Origin of the sequence: Paenibacillus sacheonensis, assembly GCF_009909195.1 — a bacterium.
GTDB lineage: Bacteria > Bacillota > Bacilli > Paenibacillales > Paenibacillaceae > Paenibacillus_Z > Paenibacillus_Z sacheonensis.
In genome coordinates this window covers 428,511-441,583 of sequence record NZ_JAAAMU010000005.1, presented here as the reverse complement: position 1 = coordinate 441,583, position 13,073 = coordinate 428,511, and the positions used below count along the sequence as shown (strand labels likewise).

At 56.4% G+C, this 13,073-nt stretch carries 11 protein-coding genes and 7 tRNA genes; 13 read left to right on the top strand and 5 right to left on the bottom strand.

The annotated features are described in order from the left end of the window. The first annotated feature begins 57 nt into the window (after positions 1 to 57). The 8 genes from GT003_RS12645 (at position 58) to GT003_RS12610 (ending at position 1,517) form a co-directional block, all read left to right on the top strand. Entirely contained in the window at positions 58 to 543 is a 486-nt protein-coding gene (locus GT003_RS12645) for a SprT family protein (protein WP_161698064.1), read from the top strand. 28 nt (positions 544 to 571) lie between these two features. Then, positions 572 to 647: transfer RNA gene (locus GT003_RS12640), tRNA-Asn, on the top strand. 5 nt (positions 648 to 652) lie between these two features. Beyond that, positions 653 to 743: transfer RNA gene (locus GT003_RS12635), tRNA-Ser, on the top strand. Between the two features lie 77 nt (positions 744 to 820). After that, a tRNA-Glu gene (locus GT003_RS12630) sits at positions 821 to 895 on the top strand. A gap of 36 nt (positions 896 to 931) precedes the next feature. Further along, positions 932 to 1,016, top strand: a tRNA-Leu gene (locus tag GT003_RS12625). Between the two features lie 217 nt (positions 1,017 to 1,233). Next, positions 1,234 to 1,308: transfer RNA gene (locus GT003_RS12620), tRNA-Glu, on the top strand. 17 nt (positions 1,309 to 1,325) lie between these two features. Next, positions 1,326 to 1,398 (top strand) — tRNA-Lys (locus tag GT003_RS12615). 37 nt (positions 1,399 to 1,435) lie between these two features. Then, positions 1,436 to 1,517, top strand: a tRNA-Leu gene (locus GT003_RS12610). A 115-nt stretch (positions 1,518 to 1,632) separates the two neighbouring features. Here GT003_RS12610 and GT003_RS12605 read toward each other — a convergent pair. Beyond that, on the bottom strand, positions 1,633 to 3,555 hold the full coding sequence (locus tag GT003_RS12605; protein WP_161698061.1) for a hypothetical protein: 1,923 nt from the start codon (positions 3,553 to 3,555) through the stop codon (positions 1,633 to 1,635). A 281-nt stretch (positions 3,556 to 3,836) separates the two neighbouring features. Between GT003_RS12605 and GT003_RS12600 the strand changes: the two genes are divergently transcribed. Both GT003_RS12600 and pyrB read left to right on the top strand, forming a co-directional pair. Next, positions 3,837 to 5,198: a TrkH family potassium uptake protein gene (locus tag GT003_RS12600; protein WP_161698059.1), complete on the top strand. Its 1,362-nt coding sequence runs from the start codon at positions 3,837 to 3,839 to the stop codon at positions 5,196 to 5,198. 73 nt (positions 5,199 to 5,271) lie between these two features. Beyond that, positions 5,272 to 6,216 carry an aspartate carbamoyltransferase gene (gene pyrB, locus GT003_RS12595; RefSeq protein ID WP_239565973.1) on the top strand — a complete coding sequence of 315 codons (945 nt, stop codon included), beginning with the start codon at positions 5,272 to 5,274 and terminating at the stop codon, positions 6,214 to 6,216. A 152-nt stretch (positions 6,217 to 6,368) separates the two neighbouring features. Here the strand turns inward: pyrB and map are convergent, their stop codons facing one another. Both map and GT003_RS12585 read right to left on the bottom strand, forming a co-directional pair. Beyond that, positions 6,369 to 7,115 (bottom strand): type I methionyl aminopeptidase, encoded by a 747-nt coding sequence (gene map / locus GT003_RS12590; protein WP_161698057.1) that lies wholly within the window; start codon positions 7,113 to 7,115, stop codon positions 6,369 to 6,371. 146 nt (positions 7,116 to 7,261) lie between these two features. Then, positions 7,262 to 8,062, bottom strand: a complete 801-nt coding sequence (locus tag GT003_RS12585) for a helix-turn-helix domain-containing protein (protein ID WP_161698055.1) — start codon at positions 8,060 to 8,062, stop codon at positions 7,262 to 7,264. Between the two features lie 163 nt (positions 8,063 to 8,225). Here GT003_RS12585 and GT003_RS12580 point away from each other — a divergent pair, with 163 nt between their 5' ends. Further along, positions 8,226 to 8,993: a sugar phosphate isomerase/epimerase family protein gene (locus GT003_RS12580; RefSeq protein WP_161698053.1), complete on the top strand. Its 768-nt coding sequence runs from the start codon at positions 8,226 to 8,228 to the stop codon at positions 8,991 to 8,993. Positions 8,994 to 9,020: 27 nt separating this feature from the next. Then, a complete protein-coding gene (locus tag GT003_RS12575) occupies positions 9,021 to 10,040 on the top strand; it encodes a Gfo/Idh/MocA family protein (protein ID WP_161698051.1) in 1,020 nt (339 codons plus the stop codon). A 144-nt stretch (positions 10,041 to 10,184) separates the two neighbouring features. On the opposite strand, the gene GT003_RS12570 is transcribed toward GT003_RS12575, so the two are convergent. Further along, positions 10,185 to 11,018 carry a phytanoyl-CoA dioxygenase family protein gene (locus GT003_RS12570; protein ID WP_161698049.1) on the bottom strand — a complete coding sequence of 278 codons (834 nt, stop codon included), beginning with the start codon at positions 11,016 to 11,018 and terminating at the stop codon, positions 10,185 to 10,187. Between the two features lie 188 nt (positions 11,019 to 11,206). Here GT003_RS12570 and GT003_RS12565 point away from each other — a divergent pair, with 188 nt between their 5' ends. Beyond that, the gene (locus GT003_RS12565) at positions 11,207 to 12,100 is read left to right on the top strand and encodes an AraC family transcriptional regulator (protein WP_239565975.1); all 894 of its coding nucleotides are present in this window, start codon (positions 11,207 to 11,209) and stop codon (positions 12,098 to 12,100) included. Positions 12,101 to 12,170: 70 nt separating this feature from the next. Here the strand turns inward: GT003_RS12565 and GT003_RS12560 are convergent, their stop codons facing one another. After that, a complete protein-coding gene (locus GT003_RS12560; RefSeq protein WP_239565976.1) occupies positions 12,171 to 13,010 on the bottom strand; it encodes a CAP domain-containing protein in 840 nt (279 codons plus the stop codon). Positions 13,011 to 13,073 lie beyond the last annotated feature (63 nt).

Sequence of the window (13,073 nt, the reverse complement as noted above, 5' to 3'; positions counted from 1 at the left end):
AGTGTAGCGTATTCGTCCTTTAAAATTCAAGTATTACCGCGTGAGGAGATTAAAGGGATGCAGGAACAAGATCATCAGTTGCAGGAATGGGTGGAACGCGTATCCATCCAATATTTCGGACTGCCTTTCCGCCACCGGGCTACTTACAATGGGCGATTGAAGTCGACGGGCGGCCGCTATTTCACGAAAACGCACGATATCGAGATCAGTCCGCACCAGCTGCGCAATTTCGGCGAAGAAGAGACGGAGAAGATCATCAAGCACGAGCTGTGCCACTATCATCTGCATATCCTGAAGCGGGGTTACAATCACCGCGACCAGGATTTTAAGCAGCTGCTCGCCAAAGTCGGCGGTTCTCGCTTCTGCAAGGCGCTGCCGGCAGGGGAGAAGCGCAAGCCGGAGCCCTATCGGTTCAAGCTGCTATGCCGCAGCTGCGGCATGGAATATATGAGGAAACGCAGGACGGATCCGCGCCGGTACGCATGCGGAAGATGCCGCGGTCAATTATTATTATCTAAGCTTGACTTCATTTCCAAGACATGATACATTATTTCTTGTCACTAAATATTATTCCCTGATAGCTCAGTTGGTAGAGCACTCGACTGTTAATCGAGTTGTCACAGGTTCGAGTCCTGTTCGGGGAGCCATATTTGGAGAAGTACCCAAGTGGCTCAAGGGGACCCTCTGCTAAGGGGTTAGACTGCGTAAGTGGTGCGAGGGTTCGAATCCCTCCTTCTCCGCCATTTTTATGGCATAAGGCTTTTCGCCTGCACGTAACGATTCTATAAACCTTTCTCGCATTTTGCGGAACGGTAAGCAAGGCCCGTTGGTCAAGTGGTTAAGACACCTCCCTTTCACGGAGGTAACAGGGGTTCGAGTCCCCTACGGGTCACCATTTTAGCTTTCGATATGGACAACTTCATATCACTTCGCGGTCGTGGTGGAACGGCAGACACACCATCTTGAGGGGGTGGCGCTCACAAGGCGTGAGGGTTCAAATCCCTCCGACCGCACCAACCTTACAACGAACAAGTCCTTGAATTCCAGGGGCTTTTTTTTGTTGGACTAAGGAAGAATAAGCAGGGGATGAATGGCGAACAATACGTTTTATGCCGGGACAGCTGCCCGAACATGGAACGAAATTTATTTCTAAAAATGTCTTGCTATTGAACTTCGGGTCTGATATATTATTACTTGTCGTTTGAAAAGCTTGTCGAAAAAACGACTGAGTAGGGCCCGTTGGTCAAGTGGTTAAGACACCTCCCTTTCACGGAGGTAACAGGGGTTCGAGTCCCCTACGGGTCACCAAGTTCCTTTCAATCTTCGAGTCATTAGCTCAGTTGGTAGAGCACCTGACTTTTAATCAGGGTGTCGTAGGTTCGAATCCTACATGACTCACTTTTACCTCATCGATATGACAATTTCATATCACTCCGCGGTCGTGGTGGAACGGCAGACACACCATCTTGAGGGGGTGGCGCTCACAAGGCGTGAGGGTTCAAATCCCTCCGACCGCATACGAAAACAAAGGCTGGTTTTCAGAATGATCTTCATTCTGGGAACCGGCCTTTGTTTGTTTTTACAACGACCGTACATTGCATGCGCTGGATAAGAACGAGGGAGGAAATTCGATCAAGCGCGTTTCGCGCCGGAGGTGCCGAATACGACGATGCGGTCCAGCGGGAAGCTTCCTTCGCTCGCAACCAGTTGGATGCCGTACCGGCCTTGCGGCAATGTGCCGCTTGAATAGACGCATCGGGATTGCTCTGCCTGCTTCGACCAGTACGATATCGTACCGCTCCAAACGCCGTTCACATAGACGTCCGCTTTTCCCCAATCCGGTGATGTTGGCGCATGCAGCTCGAAGCCGCTGCCGATCACGTTCCATTTTGCCTTCAGCTGCTGGCGGCCTATAAACGCCGCTCCCGAGCGGAATAACGAGGCATCAACGTCCGGAGCAGTCCAATCGCCGGCGCGTTGGCCAGCGCCAAGCAGCGCGTCGAAGCTGTTGAACCCCAGCTCGTATCTGCCGGCGTTACCGCGTAACTCGAACGTTCGACAAGCGAAGTTCGACCATTCGTGGGCGATCAGCGCCAGCGGCCTGTCGCCTTCCGAATCGCAAGCGACGTCGGCGAATACCGTATCGCCATTCGATGCGATCATGCGGCCGGCTGATCGCCGCAGCCGTACGGTGCCGATCGGGGCGTCAAAGCTGGCGGACGCGAGCACGTGCTCGCTGCCGTCGGCATCGACCGATACAAGCTTGACACTGTTGTCGTCGCTAATGCGCAGTGCCTTGTAATTCGCGAGTGCGAGCGGATGCGGCACCGCATCGCTAACGCTGCCGTGAGGCCCGAGCAAGCCGGCGTAATCGAACGCGATGTCGATCGTGCCGACGAGGGTAAACGAAGCCTGCAGCTCGAAATCCGCGTAGCCGGCCAGCAGCGGCGCGATCGATTTGCCGACGTGGGCCGACAGCGTGAAGCCATCGCTTAACGGCTGCCGCCAGGGGCGCGAAGCGACGAACAAGGTGCCGTAATTTTGTCCGTTTTTGGACGGGTACATCACGTTTAGACGCCCATCCTGCACGAAGCCGTGGAACGTTTGACCCCATATGCCGTATTTCTCGTCCTCGCTCGGCCGGCTATGCCATGCGTTCCCGTCGAACTGCAGCTGCCACGCATCCGGCTTGTGCGCCTCTTCCATCGCTGACGCGAATACCGCCTGGTAATTGCGCGACGCCGCAACCGACGTAGCTGGCGCATAAATGATGCCGTCCGCGGCAAAGCACGGATAAAACTCGACTGGCGCCGGGTAATAGTCAGGCGTATCGACGGAAAGCACGATCGTGGGGAGCGACCACGGCCCTTCCGGAGAAGGCGCTGTCATAACGGCAAGTCCCCAAGAGAAGCAGTCGCCGGAGTCGCACAAGGTCAGCGCAATCCAGTCGCTGCTGCGCCTCAGCAGCGTCGAAGCGTACATTCGCTTGAACCGGCCCTTATGGCCCGAGAGCTCGACGTTGCTTATGTGCGGCCGCGGCAGCCGATGGAACGGGCCGGCCGGGCTTTTCGACCAAGCAAGCGCTGCTCCGGAATCGGTTCCCGTTCCTTCGGGGTTGAAAATGTTCGTCCAATCGGAATTGTTCGAGCACCAATCGTAGCTGAGCCAGTACGTATCGCTCAGCTCGTCGTACATCGCGACGGCATCGGGGCAAATATCGGACGCGAACGCATGCCCTTCGAACATAAATCCGGGCTCGAACGCCCGGCCGAGGCTCGTCCAGCTCGCGCCTTCGTCGGTCGAGCGATAAATTACGATATGGCAGGTGTCATCCGGAATTAATGCGTAGCCGAGCGGATATAAGCCGGCGTAATAATACCAGGCGCCATCCTTCGGATCGCGAAACAACGAGCCGTTGACCGCCCATTCGAACGGCGGTTGCGACGTATGTACGGCATCCCCGATTCGTTCGAACGTGTCGAACGACGGGTCGCCTAACACGGGGTGGCGCAGCCAGGAGTCGCGAAGCGCAGTCTTTGCATAATCGTTGGTCATATGCGGCATTCCTTTCTGCAGGGACAGCAGATTTTAGTGGTCCACCTTTTTTCAGTTAGAATATAGCACCAAGCGATAAGAGGTTCAATAGAATAGTATCAATCACTGATTCATGCACGCGTCCGAGCTTATCTCGCGGATCCGCATAACCATGGCGATATCGTTCCCTTCCATCGTGCGGCCCGTTCTCGCGCCTCCCGAAGAGGTTTTTGTCGAAAGGACTGTATGCAGCCCTATCACTTCGTTTACAATTGTAAGATGAAGGAAGGGAAGCTGCAGTCATGATCAAAAAACTACTAACGGTACTATCCCCGGCGCAGCTGGTGTCGGGCGCTTATTTCATCGTCATCATGCTGACCGCGCTGCTGCTCATGCTTCCCATCAGCTGGAAGGAAGGCGTATCGGTATCGCCGCTCGATGCGTTGTTTACGTCCGTTAGCGCGATCAGCGTGACGGGCTTGACGACCGTAGGCACGGGCGACACATTCAATGCTTTCGGAATTGCGGTGCTGCTTGTCGCCTTTCAGTTCGGCGCGGTCGGCATCATGACGCTCGGCAGTTTCTATTGGATGCTCGTGGGCAAGCATATCGGCCTGCTGGAGCGCAAGCTGATCATGATCGATCAGAATCAGAACCAGCTGTCGGGACTGGTCGAACTGATGCGCATCGTGCTTATTCTGACCTTGACCATCGAACTGATCGGCACGCTGCTCTTTACGGCTTTCATCTATGCGTCGGGTTATACGGATTCGCTCGCGAAAGCCGCCTATTACGGCTTGTTCCATGCGATATCCGCGTTTACGAATGCCGGCTTCGATCTATTCGGCGATTCGCTCATTCGTTATTCCGACAACGCGCCGATCCAAATTCTCACGATGCTGCTGATCGTGCTGGGAGCGGTGGGGTTTCCGGTGCTCGTGGAGCTGTGGCGGTTCGTGCGCAGCAGGAAAGAGAAGGGCGCGCGGTTTCGCTTCTCCTTGTTTACGAAGCTTACGCTGGTCACGCACGCGGTGCTGGTGATCGGCGGGGCTGCGGCTATCTGGTTGACGGAGGCCGGGCATTCCTTAGGAAACATGTCTACCGGCAGCGGGCTTATGAACGCACTGTTCCTGTCCGTTACTTCCCGCAGCGCGGGGCTGACGACCGTCGACGTCTCCTCGCTGCACCAGGCTACGCTGTTGATCGTATCGGGCTTAATGTTCATCGGGGCAAGCCCGTCGAGCGTTGGGGGCGGCGTTCGAACGACGACCGTGGCGGTCATCTTCTTGACCGTCGTCATGTTCTTCCGAGGGGAGAATGAACCGCGGGCGTTCCGCCGTTCTCTTAACCGGGAGGATATCCTGAAGAGCTTCGTGTTCTTCACGCTCTCGATTCTGCTGGTCATGGCAGGCGTATTCGCGCTTCTGGTATCGGAGGCGCATAAATTCGATCTGTCGGCGGTGCTCTTCGAAGTCGCCTCGGCTTTCGGCACCTGCGGCATGTCGACAGGGATCACTTCGACCTTGCATCCGGCAAGCAAAATCACGCTCATCCTGCTCATGTTCTTCGGACGGATCGGCATGTTCTTGTTCATTTCCCTATTCAGGTCCCGGAAGAGGCCGTTGAATATCAAGTATCCCGAAGAGAAGCTGATTATCGGCTAGAATACGGCGGCTGGCGGCACGGCTGATTTGTCTCCGGCGGGGAGGCTCCTTTATAATCAGATGGAGTGAATTTATGGCAGAAGGGAATGGACGCGAGATGAGTACGCTCTATCATGTACTGGGAGCCAAGCAGTTCGACCGTCAGGAGCTGGACGAGCTGTTCGGCTCGGCGAAAGAAATGGAACAGGCGGCCGAACGCGGCGGCATCCAGCGCTATCCGAACAAAATCATGAGCACGCTGTTCTTCGAACCGAGCACGCGGACGCGATTCTCCTTCGAATCCGCGATGCATCGTCTCAGCGGAAGAGTGATCGGGACGGAGAATGCGAGCCAGTTCTCGTCGGCGATCAAAGGGGAGACGCTGGAAGATACGATCCGCATCATATCGGGTTACAGCGATCTCATCGTCATGCGGCATACGGAGATCGGCGCGGCCAAACGCGCTGCCGCGGTGTCGGACGTGCCGGTCATTAACGCAGGCGACGGCTCCGGGGAGCATCCGACTCAGGCGCTGCTCGACCTCTATACGATTCAGAAGGAATTCGGCGGCATCGATGGCGTCCATATCGCGATGATCGGCGATTTGACCTACGGCCGTACGGTACATTCGCTCAGCTATTTGCTGGCCAATTACCGGGATGTCCGCATTTCGTTCGTTTCGCCCGAGAACGTACGCATTCCTACCTACGTGAAGCAGTATTTGGACGGGAAGGGCGTCGCCTACGAGGAAGCGACCGAGCTGGAGAACCTTGCGGCGTCGGCGGACGTGTTCTACCAAACCCGTATCCAGAAAGAGCGTTTTCCATCGCTGGAGGAGTACAGCAAGGCGGAGGGGAAATTCATTATCGACCGCAAGCTCGTCGATACGATGAAGCGCAATGCGCTGATCCTCCATCCGCTGCCGCGCGCGGGGGAAATTCACCCGGAGGTCGATAACGATCCGCGGGCAGCCTACTTCCGTCAAGCCCAGAACGGCTTGTACATCCGGATGGCTTTGATCGAGAAATGTTTGGGCTAAGATCGGAAGACCGGAACGAAGTCAGATGACCATGGCCGCCCGGTAGACTATCGCTATGCAGGGATATATAGGCATCGTTACAAAGAAGAAGGGCCTTTCCTCCGGCAGTTGCCGGGGAAAGGCCCTTCTTCTTGCATGTCAACGACGAATCGCTATTGTTTGGTCAGAATGATCGGACCCTCGTCCGTAATCGCGATCGTGTGCTCGTACTGCGCGGAGAGTCCGCCGTCGATCGTGCGCGCGGTCCAGCCGTCGCTGTCGATCTTGCTCTGCCAGGCGCCCGTGTTCAACATCGGCTCGATCGTCATGACCATGCCGGCCTTCAGCCGAATGCCTCGTCCGGGAGGACCGTAATGCGGCACCTGCGGCTCTTCGTGCATGTCTTGGCCGATGCCGTGTCCGATGAAATCGCGGACGACGGAGAAGCCGTTCTCCTCGGCATACTTCTGAATGGCATTGGACACGTCGCCCATGCGGTTGCCGACGACCGCCTGCTCGATGCCTTTGTACATCGACGCTTCGGTGACGGCCAGCAGCTTCGCCGCTTCCTCGGACACGCTGCCGACCGGATAAGACCAGGCAGAATCCGCCAGCCAGCCATTCAAATTAACGACCATGTCGATCGTCACGATGTCGCCGTCCTTCAGCGGAACGGACGAAGGGAAGCCGTGGCAGATGACGTCGTTCACGGACGCGCAGGTCGCGAACGCATAGCCTTTGTAGCCCTTCTGCTCCGGCGTGGCGCCTTGCTGCTTGAGGAACTTCTCGACGAACTGATCGATCTCGTTCGTGGTGACCCCCGGCTTGATCATGCCTTTGATTTCGCGGTGGCAGGCCGCCAGGATTTCGCCGGCTTTACGCATGTTTTCGATTTCGTCTTTGGTTTTTATAATAATCATGTCACACCTCTTTAATCGCTAATTATAGAGAAAAAAACGATGCAGGTAAAGAAACGAGCCGTGTATCCAAGCGTTCTGCCGCAGAAGGGCGGCAGGCGCGAAGGCTCTGAAAGCCGCACCCCGTACGGTTTCGCGAGCTTGACCCGTCACTTCACCCGGTAGGCTGCCGGCGACACGCCGTACTTCTGCCGAAAGACGCGGAAGAAGTACGAATAGCTGCCGAAGCCGCATGTTTCGGCCACTTGATCCAAGGTCATGCTGCTGTATTTGATCCGCTCGATGGCCATGGATAACCGGACGTTTTGGGTATACTGTATGATGGTCAAGCCATAGCATTCCTTAAACAGATGGACGGTACGCGACACGCTTAAGCCGACATGCGCGGCGACGTCCGCGACCGTGAAGGAGAGCGCGGCTTGTTCGTCGATGAAATTTTTCATGCGGGTGGCGACGAACGACTTGCCCTGCAGGACCGACTGCGTGGCGACGGCGCGGTCCAGCCCCAAGCAGAGCGCGCGGAGCAAATAATCGGCGAGCTCCGGGTCTTCCTCCTCGAATCGGCGCTTCTCCAATATGAGCGCCTGCCAAAGCGACAGCCATCGCTCGTCCGGTACGACTTTGACTTTCCGCTTGCGTTCCCTGCGGTTCCACCAGTCGTCGAGCCATTCTCCGCGGCAAATCACGAAATAATCGCCGCTTGAAATGCCGGTGCCTTGGGCGGTCGAGACGTCCTGGAGCCCGAAGGAGACGTTGAGACTGTAGGAATCGCCGGGCTTGAACAGGAGCAGGTCGCCGGCTTCGATGCGCTGCATGCGGCCGTCGACGAGCGCTTCGCAGGAGCCCTCCGTTTGAAAACGGAACAGATAGGCGCGAAGTCCTTCGGGATTGGTCATTTGAAAAGGCTGCGAATGATACGAATACCCGCAGCTCATAATTTCGGCTAACACGAGAGCCAAACCTCACTTTGCAGCAATATTGGACATGTCACTGTTATATAATACATCTTGCCATCGCTTCATTTCTACTATAATGAGTGTCAGATTGGTAAACCAAACATGACGTTTGCGGCGCGATTCTCGCCGGGACGCAAATCGAAGGGACGATTATCGGATGAAAATCGGATTGCAGCTTTATACGCTTCGCGACGAAACAGCTAAGGATATGAAAGGCACGCTTCGCAAAGTTGCGGCTATGGGCTACGAAGGCGTTGAATTCGCCGGCTACGGCGACGTTCCGGCCGAAGAAATGCGCGATCTGCTGAACGAGCTGAACCTGGAAGCATTCGGCAGCCACGTCAGCTTGAGCAACCTGGAAGAGAAGCTGGACGAAGAGATCGCTTATCTGAAAACGATCGGCGCAACGTACGTTGTCTGCCCGTGGATCTCGCCGGAGAACGTCTCCAAAGGCGAATCGTTCTGGCGCGCCCTGATCGAGCAGTTCGCCGGCATCGGAGAGCGCTTGAAGCAGGAAGGCCTGCAATTTGGCTACCATAACCACGACTTCGAATTCGCGCTCAAAATCGACGGCGAATTCGTCTTCGACGCGATGTACACGAAGCTTCCGGCGGATTTGCTGAAAGTCGAAATGGATATCGGCTGGGTGCAATATTCGGGCCAGGATCCGCTAGCCTACATCGCTAAATACGCGGGCCGCCTGCCGCTGCTTCACCTGAAAGACTTCCGCAAAGGCGAAGCCGGCGGTCAAATCGATACGGTCGAGCTCGGCCGCGGCGACTTGGCGCTGAACGACATTATTGCGGCTGCCGAGAAAGCGAACGTGGAATGGCTGATCGTCGAGCAGGACACTTGCGCCAATCCGCCGCTGGAATCCGTTCAAACGAGCATGGACTGGCTGAAGACAAACGGCCATAAAGCGTAATTATCTTAGAAGAGGAGCTATCCTAGCATGACTAAAATTCGTGTAGCCGTCGTCGGCTGCGGCGCGATCGCGCAGCGCCGCCATATTCCGGAATACGCCGTCAATCCGAACGTAACGCTGGTCGCATTCGTCGATCCTGTATTGGAGCGGGCCAACAAGCTTGCCGATGAGTTCGGCGCCAAAGCATTCGCTTCCTACGAAGACATGCTGAGCGACATCAAACCGGATGCAGTCAGCGTCTGCACGCCGAACTACCTGCATGCGGAAGTCTCGATTGCCGCCGCGAACGCGGGCGCGCATGTCCTTGTCGAGAAACCCATGGCTTCCACGGACGAGGAAGCGGCGGCGATGATCGAAGCCGCGGCGAAGAACGGCGTTTATCTGATGGTGGGCCACAACCAACGTCTGATGCCGCCTCACGTGAAGGCGAAGGCGATCTTGGATTCCGGCGTGCTTGGCCGCGTCCTGACGTTCCGTACGTCGTTCGGTCATCCGGGGCCGGAGGGCTGGAGCGTGGACGGCAGAGGCAGCTGGTTCTTCCGCAGGCCTGAGGCGATCATGGGCGCGATGGGCGACCTTGGCGTTCACAAGTCCGACCTGATCCGTTACCTGCTGAACGATGAAGTCGCGCAAGTGACGGGATTCATCGGTACGCTGGACAAGAAGGACACCGATATCGACGATAACGCGACTTGCCTGCTTCGCATGAAGAGCGGCGCGATCGGCACGCTTATTGCCAGCTGGACGTACTACAAGGGCGAGGACAACAGCACGGTGCTCTGGTGCGAGAACGGCGTGATGAAGATCGGAACGGATCCGCGCGATCAGATCATCGTGGAGCTTCGCAACGGTTCGGTCGAACGCTATAACGTCGGTGCGATCGCCACCAACGACAAGCAGGAGTCGAGCGGCGTCATCGATGCTTTCGTCGAGAGCCTCGTGACGAACACGCCGCCAAGCATCTCGGGCGAGGAAGGCCGCAAATCGCTGGCCGTTATTTTGGCCGCGTTCGAATCGCAAGCGACGGGCAAAGTAATCAGCCTGTAGGGCTAGACAAGGCACAGAAGACCGATACGGTGAAGTAAGGGCAATTCATAAGTGATTCAATAAGGGTAATAAAAAACGGGAGGAAGCAGAATATCTGCTTCCTCCCGTTTTGTTTATGTCCGTTAGAAATCTTACGCAGCCAACTTACGCTTTATAAACAAGCGGATTGAGCGGAGAGGCGGCCAAATCGCCTGGTCCAAGTCCCGGGAACCAGCCGTGCATATCGTTTCTGCGGGAGTTGGAATCCGGTTCTACGATCCGAACGCCGTCGGCGATATAGATAATCGTCATGACCTCGCGCATGGTGTCCGTCGGATTGCCCGGCGCGGAGTGCAGCGTCCAGCCCGCATGGAAAGTGGCGTCTCCTGCCGCCATGGTGCCGTAATTCGTCTTCGGCAGCTGTTTGCCTTCGATGAACGAGCCGAGCGTCTTGTGGGATTCGTCCGATATTTCTTGGCGGGACACGTACCCGAACGCCTGGGAGCCGTCGACGAACGTCATGGAGCCGACTTCCTCGGAGACGGGTACGAGCGGCATCCACAGCGTAATCGTGTTCGGCGTATCCAGCGGCCAGTAGATTTGATCCTGATGCCATGGCGTATGGCCGCCGCCAGGCTCCTTGAACAACGCTTGGTCGTGGTAGATGCGTACGCCTTCGACGCCCATCAGCTCGGCCGCGATCTTGGCGAAGCGTCTTGCCAGGACGAACCGTTCCGCCCCTTCGTTCAGCTTCCAGAGATTGCCGATCTGGATAAAGGCCTTGCCGTAGGTGTCGCGCTCCGCGACGGGCTTCGTCATGTAATTGTGCTCGCGGACCACATCCGCAATGACGGGTTCATAAGCGTTTATCTCTTCCTGCGTCGCCACTTCTCGCAGCAAGATGTGTCCGTTGCGCTGATAAGACGCGATTTGTTCCGCGCTCAGCGCATAATCGTCTTGAAGCGAGGGGAGCTTTGCATAGTCGGCCGATGTCGCCATGTTCGTTCAACGTCTCCTTTAGTCATCCGCCCGGGATGCCCGTGATAAGGTACTGGAATGATTCCATTATAGGGTGCGGCATGAACGGAAATCTTTGTAACAAACCGCTGATTCTTTTGTCAAAAACGATTGTCATCTCCTATAATAAAAGAAAGCGAACACCGAGACGGAGAAGGGGAGGCCTGTTCATGTATTTATCTGAACTGATGGCGGCGCAGCCGGTCGCGCCTTACATCCGCGAGAGCGATTTTGCGGTTCGGGAACCGTGGAGCATGGCAGCGAGAAGGCTGCTCGATTATTTGCTCGTCTACGTTCAGGAGGGCGACTGCCTATTCCATATCGATGGGGAACCGTATGAGCTGCACGGCGGCGACTTTTGTCTGATTCAACCGGGCAGCTTGACCGTGCTCGAAGGGAAGACGAATACGATCACGCCGTTCGCCCATCTGGATTGGTTCTACGACGCGTTCAGGGAAGAACGTTTCCCGACGCGCAGCGGGCAAATCGATCTTACGCCTTACCAGCATTTGCTTCAGCCGCGCTTGAACGACCTCCACGGCATCGATATCCCGGTCCGCCTGCGGCCGAAACAGCCCATCCAGCTGCGCGACAAACTACTGGAAATGGTCGACAGCTGGCAGCGGCGCAATCCGCTGATGCAGCTGCGGGCGCAGACGCTGGCCGCGGAGATTCTCCATACGATCTTGGAGGATCACTCCGAGGATCTGAAGCAGACGGAGAAATCGGCGCCTCAGCCGATGAATTGGATCACCTCGTTCATTTCCTTCCGCTTGTCGGAGCCGCTCAGCGTGCAGGAAATGGCGGCCAGAGCCAATTTGTCTCCATCGCGCTTCAGCGCGAAATTCAAGGAACAGTTCGGCGTTGCGCCGCATCGGTATCTGCTCCGGCTGCGTATTCAGCATGCCATGGAGCTGCTGAGGGATCCCGACCTTGCCATGGAGGAGATCGCGGCGTATTGCGGCTTCGCGGATATCCACCATTTCGCGAAAACGTTCAAGAAGGAAACCGAAGCGACGCCGGGAGCGTTTCGCAAAGCCGCGGGTATGCCGAATGACCGCTAAACGTCAAGAAAGCACGGCTTCTCTCGCAAAGCGAGAGAAATCGTGCTTTCGAAGGCATAGATAAAGCGGGTTAAGGCTTGATAAACTCCTGCGTCCAGTAAGGGCTCATGTTGCCGCCCTGGGCGTAGCCAACGCCCAGCTGGGTGTAGTTGGCGCTGAGGATATTCTGACGGTGGCCGGGGCTGTTCATCCACGCCGTCATGACGGCATCGACGGACTGCTGGCCCGCGGCGATGTTCTCGCCCGCATAAGAATAATTGACGCCGAACGATTTCATCATATCGAACGGGCTGCCGTAAGTCGGCGATTGGTGATCGAAGTAGTTTTTGTCGCGCATGTCGGCCGATTTGGCTTGGGCGACCTTGTTCAAGCTGGCGCTGAGCGTCAGCGCGCCGACGCCGGCTTTCGCACGCTCGGCGTTCACCTTGGCAAGAATTTGATTGGCGATGCCGGAGTCCGCCGTCGTTCCGGCCCCGCTGCCCGTATTGCCGGTATTCCCCGTCTTGTTGCCGGTATTGCCGGTGTTTCCCGTATTACCGGTGTTGCCTGTGTTGCCGCCATATCCAGCACCTGGATTGTAGTAGCCCCCATTGCCGGTATTGCCCGTATTGCCCGTATTGCCGTTATAGTAATTGGCATTACCGGGATACATCTGACGCAGCCAATCGTTCAGCGGGTTCAGATCGAGGTTGCCGTTACCCAGCTGCCTGGCACGCATGGTGCCGTCGTTATAGGTCGTGACCCGATTCCTATCGACGGCATTCATCCCGATGCGGCGCCCGTCCTTGCCTGCCGAGTGGTACGTGTTGCCGTTCGGCGTGGTGTGCGTGTCCCTGACGGAGTTATAAATGATTGCACCTACGCCGAATGCCAACACTAAACCGAGCAGCGTTCCGAAAAATCTTTTCATAAGAGTATCAAGCTCCTTTCTAACCACTAATATGTTCAGCGGCAGAAGGGGCTATACGATGAT

Coding starts and splice junctions, on each gene's coding strand:
- pyrB (WP_239565973.1), top strand. CDS start 5,272: ATGGCAGAAGGGAATGGACGCGAGATGAGTACGCTCTATCATGTACTG.
- GT003_RS12575 (WP_161698051.1), top strand. CDS start 9,021: ATGACTAAAATTCGTGTAGCCGTCGTCGGCTGCGGCGCGATCGCGCAG.
- GT003_RS12570 (WP_161698049.1), bottom strand. CDS start 11,018: ATGGCGACATCGGCCGACTATGCAAAGCTCCCCTCGCTTCAAGACGAT.
- GT003_RS12645 (WP_161698064.1), top strand. CDS start 58: ATGCAGGAACAAGATCATCAGTTGCAGGAATGGGTGGAACGCGTATCC.
- GT003_RS12605 (WP_161698061.1), bottom strand. CDS start 3,555: ATGACCAACGATTATGCAAAGACTGCGCTTCGCGACTCCTGGCTGCGC.
- map (WP_161698057.1), bottom strand. CDS start 7,115: ATGATTATTATAAAAACCAAAGACGAAATCGAAAACATGCGTAAAGCC.
- GT003_RS12600 (WP_161698059.1), top strand. CDS start 3,837: ATGATCAAAAAACTACTAACGGTACTATCCCCGGCGCAGCTGGTGTCG.
- GT003_RS12565 (WP_239565975.1), top strand. CDS start 11,207: ATGTATTTATCTGAACTGATGGCGGCGCAGCCGGTCGCGCCTTACATC.
- GT003_RS12580 (WP_161698053.1), top strand. CDS start 8,226: ATGAAAATCGGATTGCAGCTTTATACGCTTCGCGACGAAACAGCTAAG.
- GT003_RS12560 (WP_239565976.1), bottom strand. CDS start 13,010: ATGAAAAGATTTTTCGGAACGCTGCTCGGTTTAGTGTTGGCATTCGGC.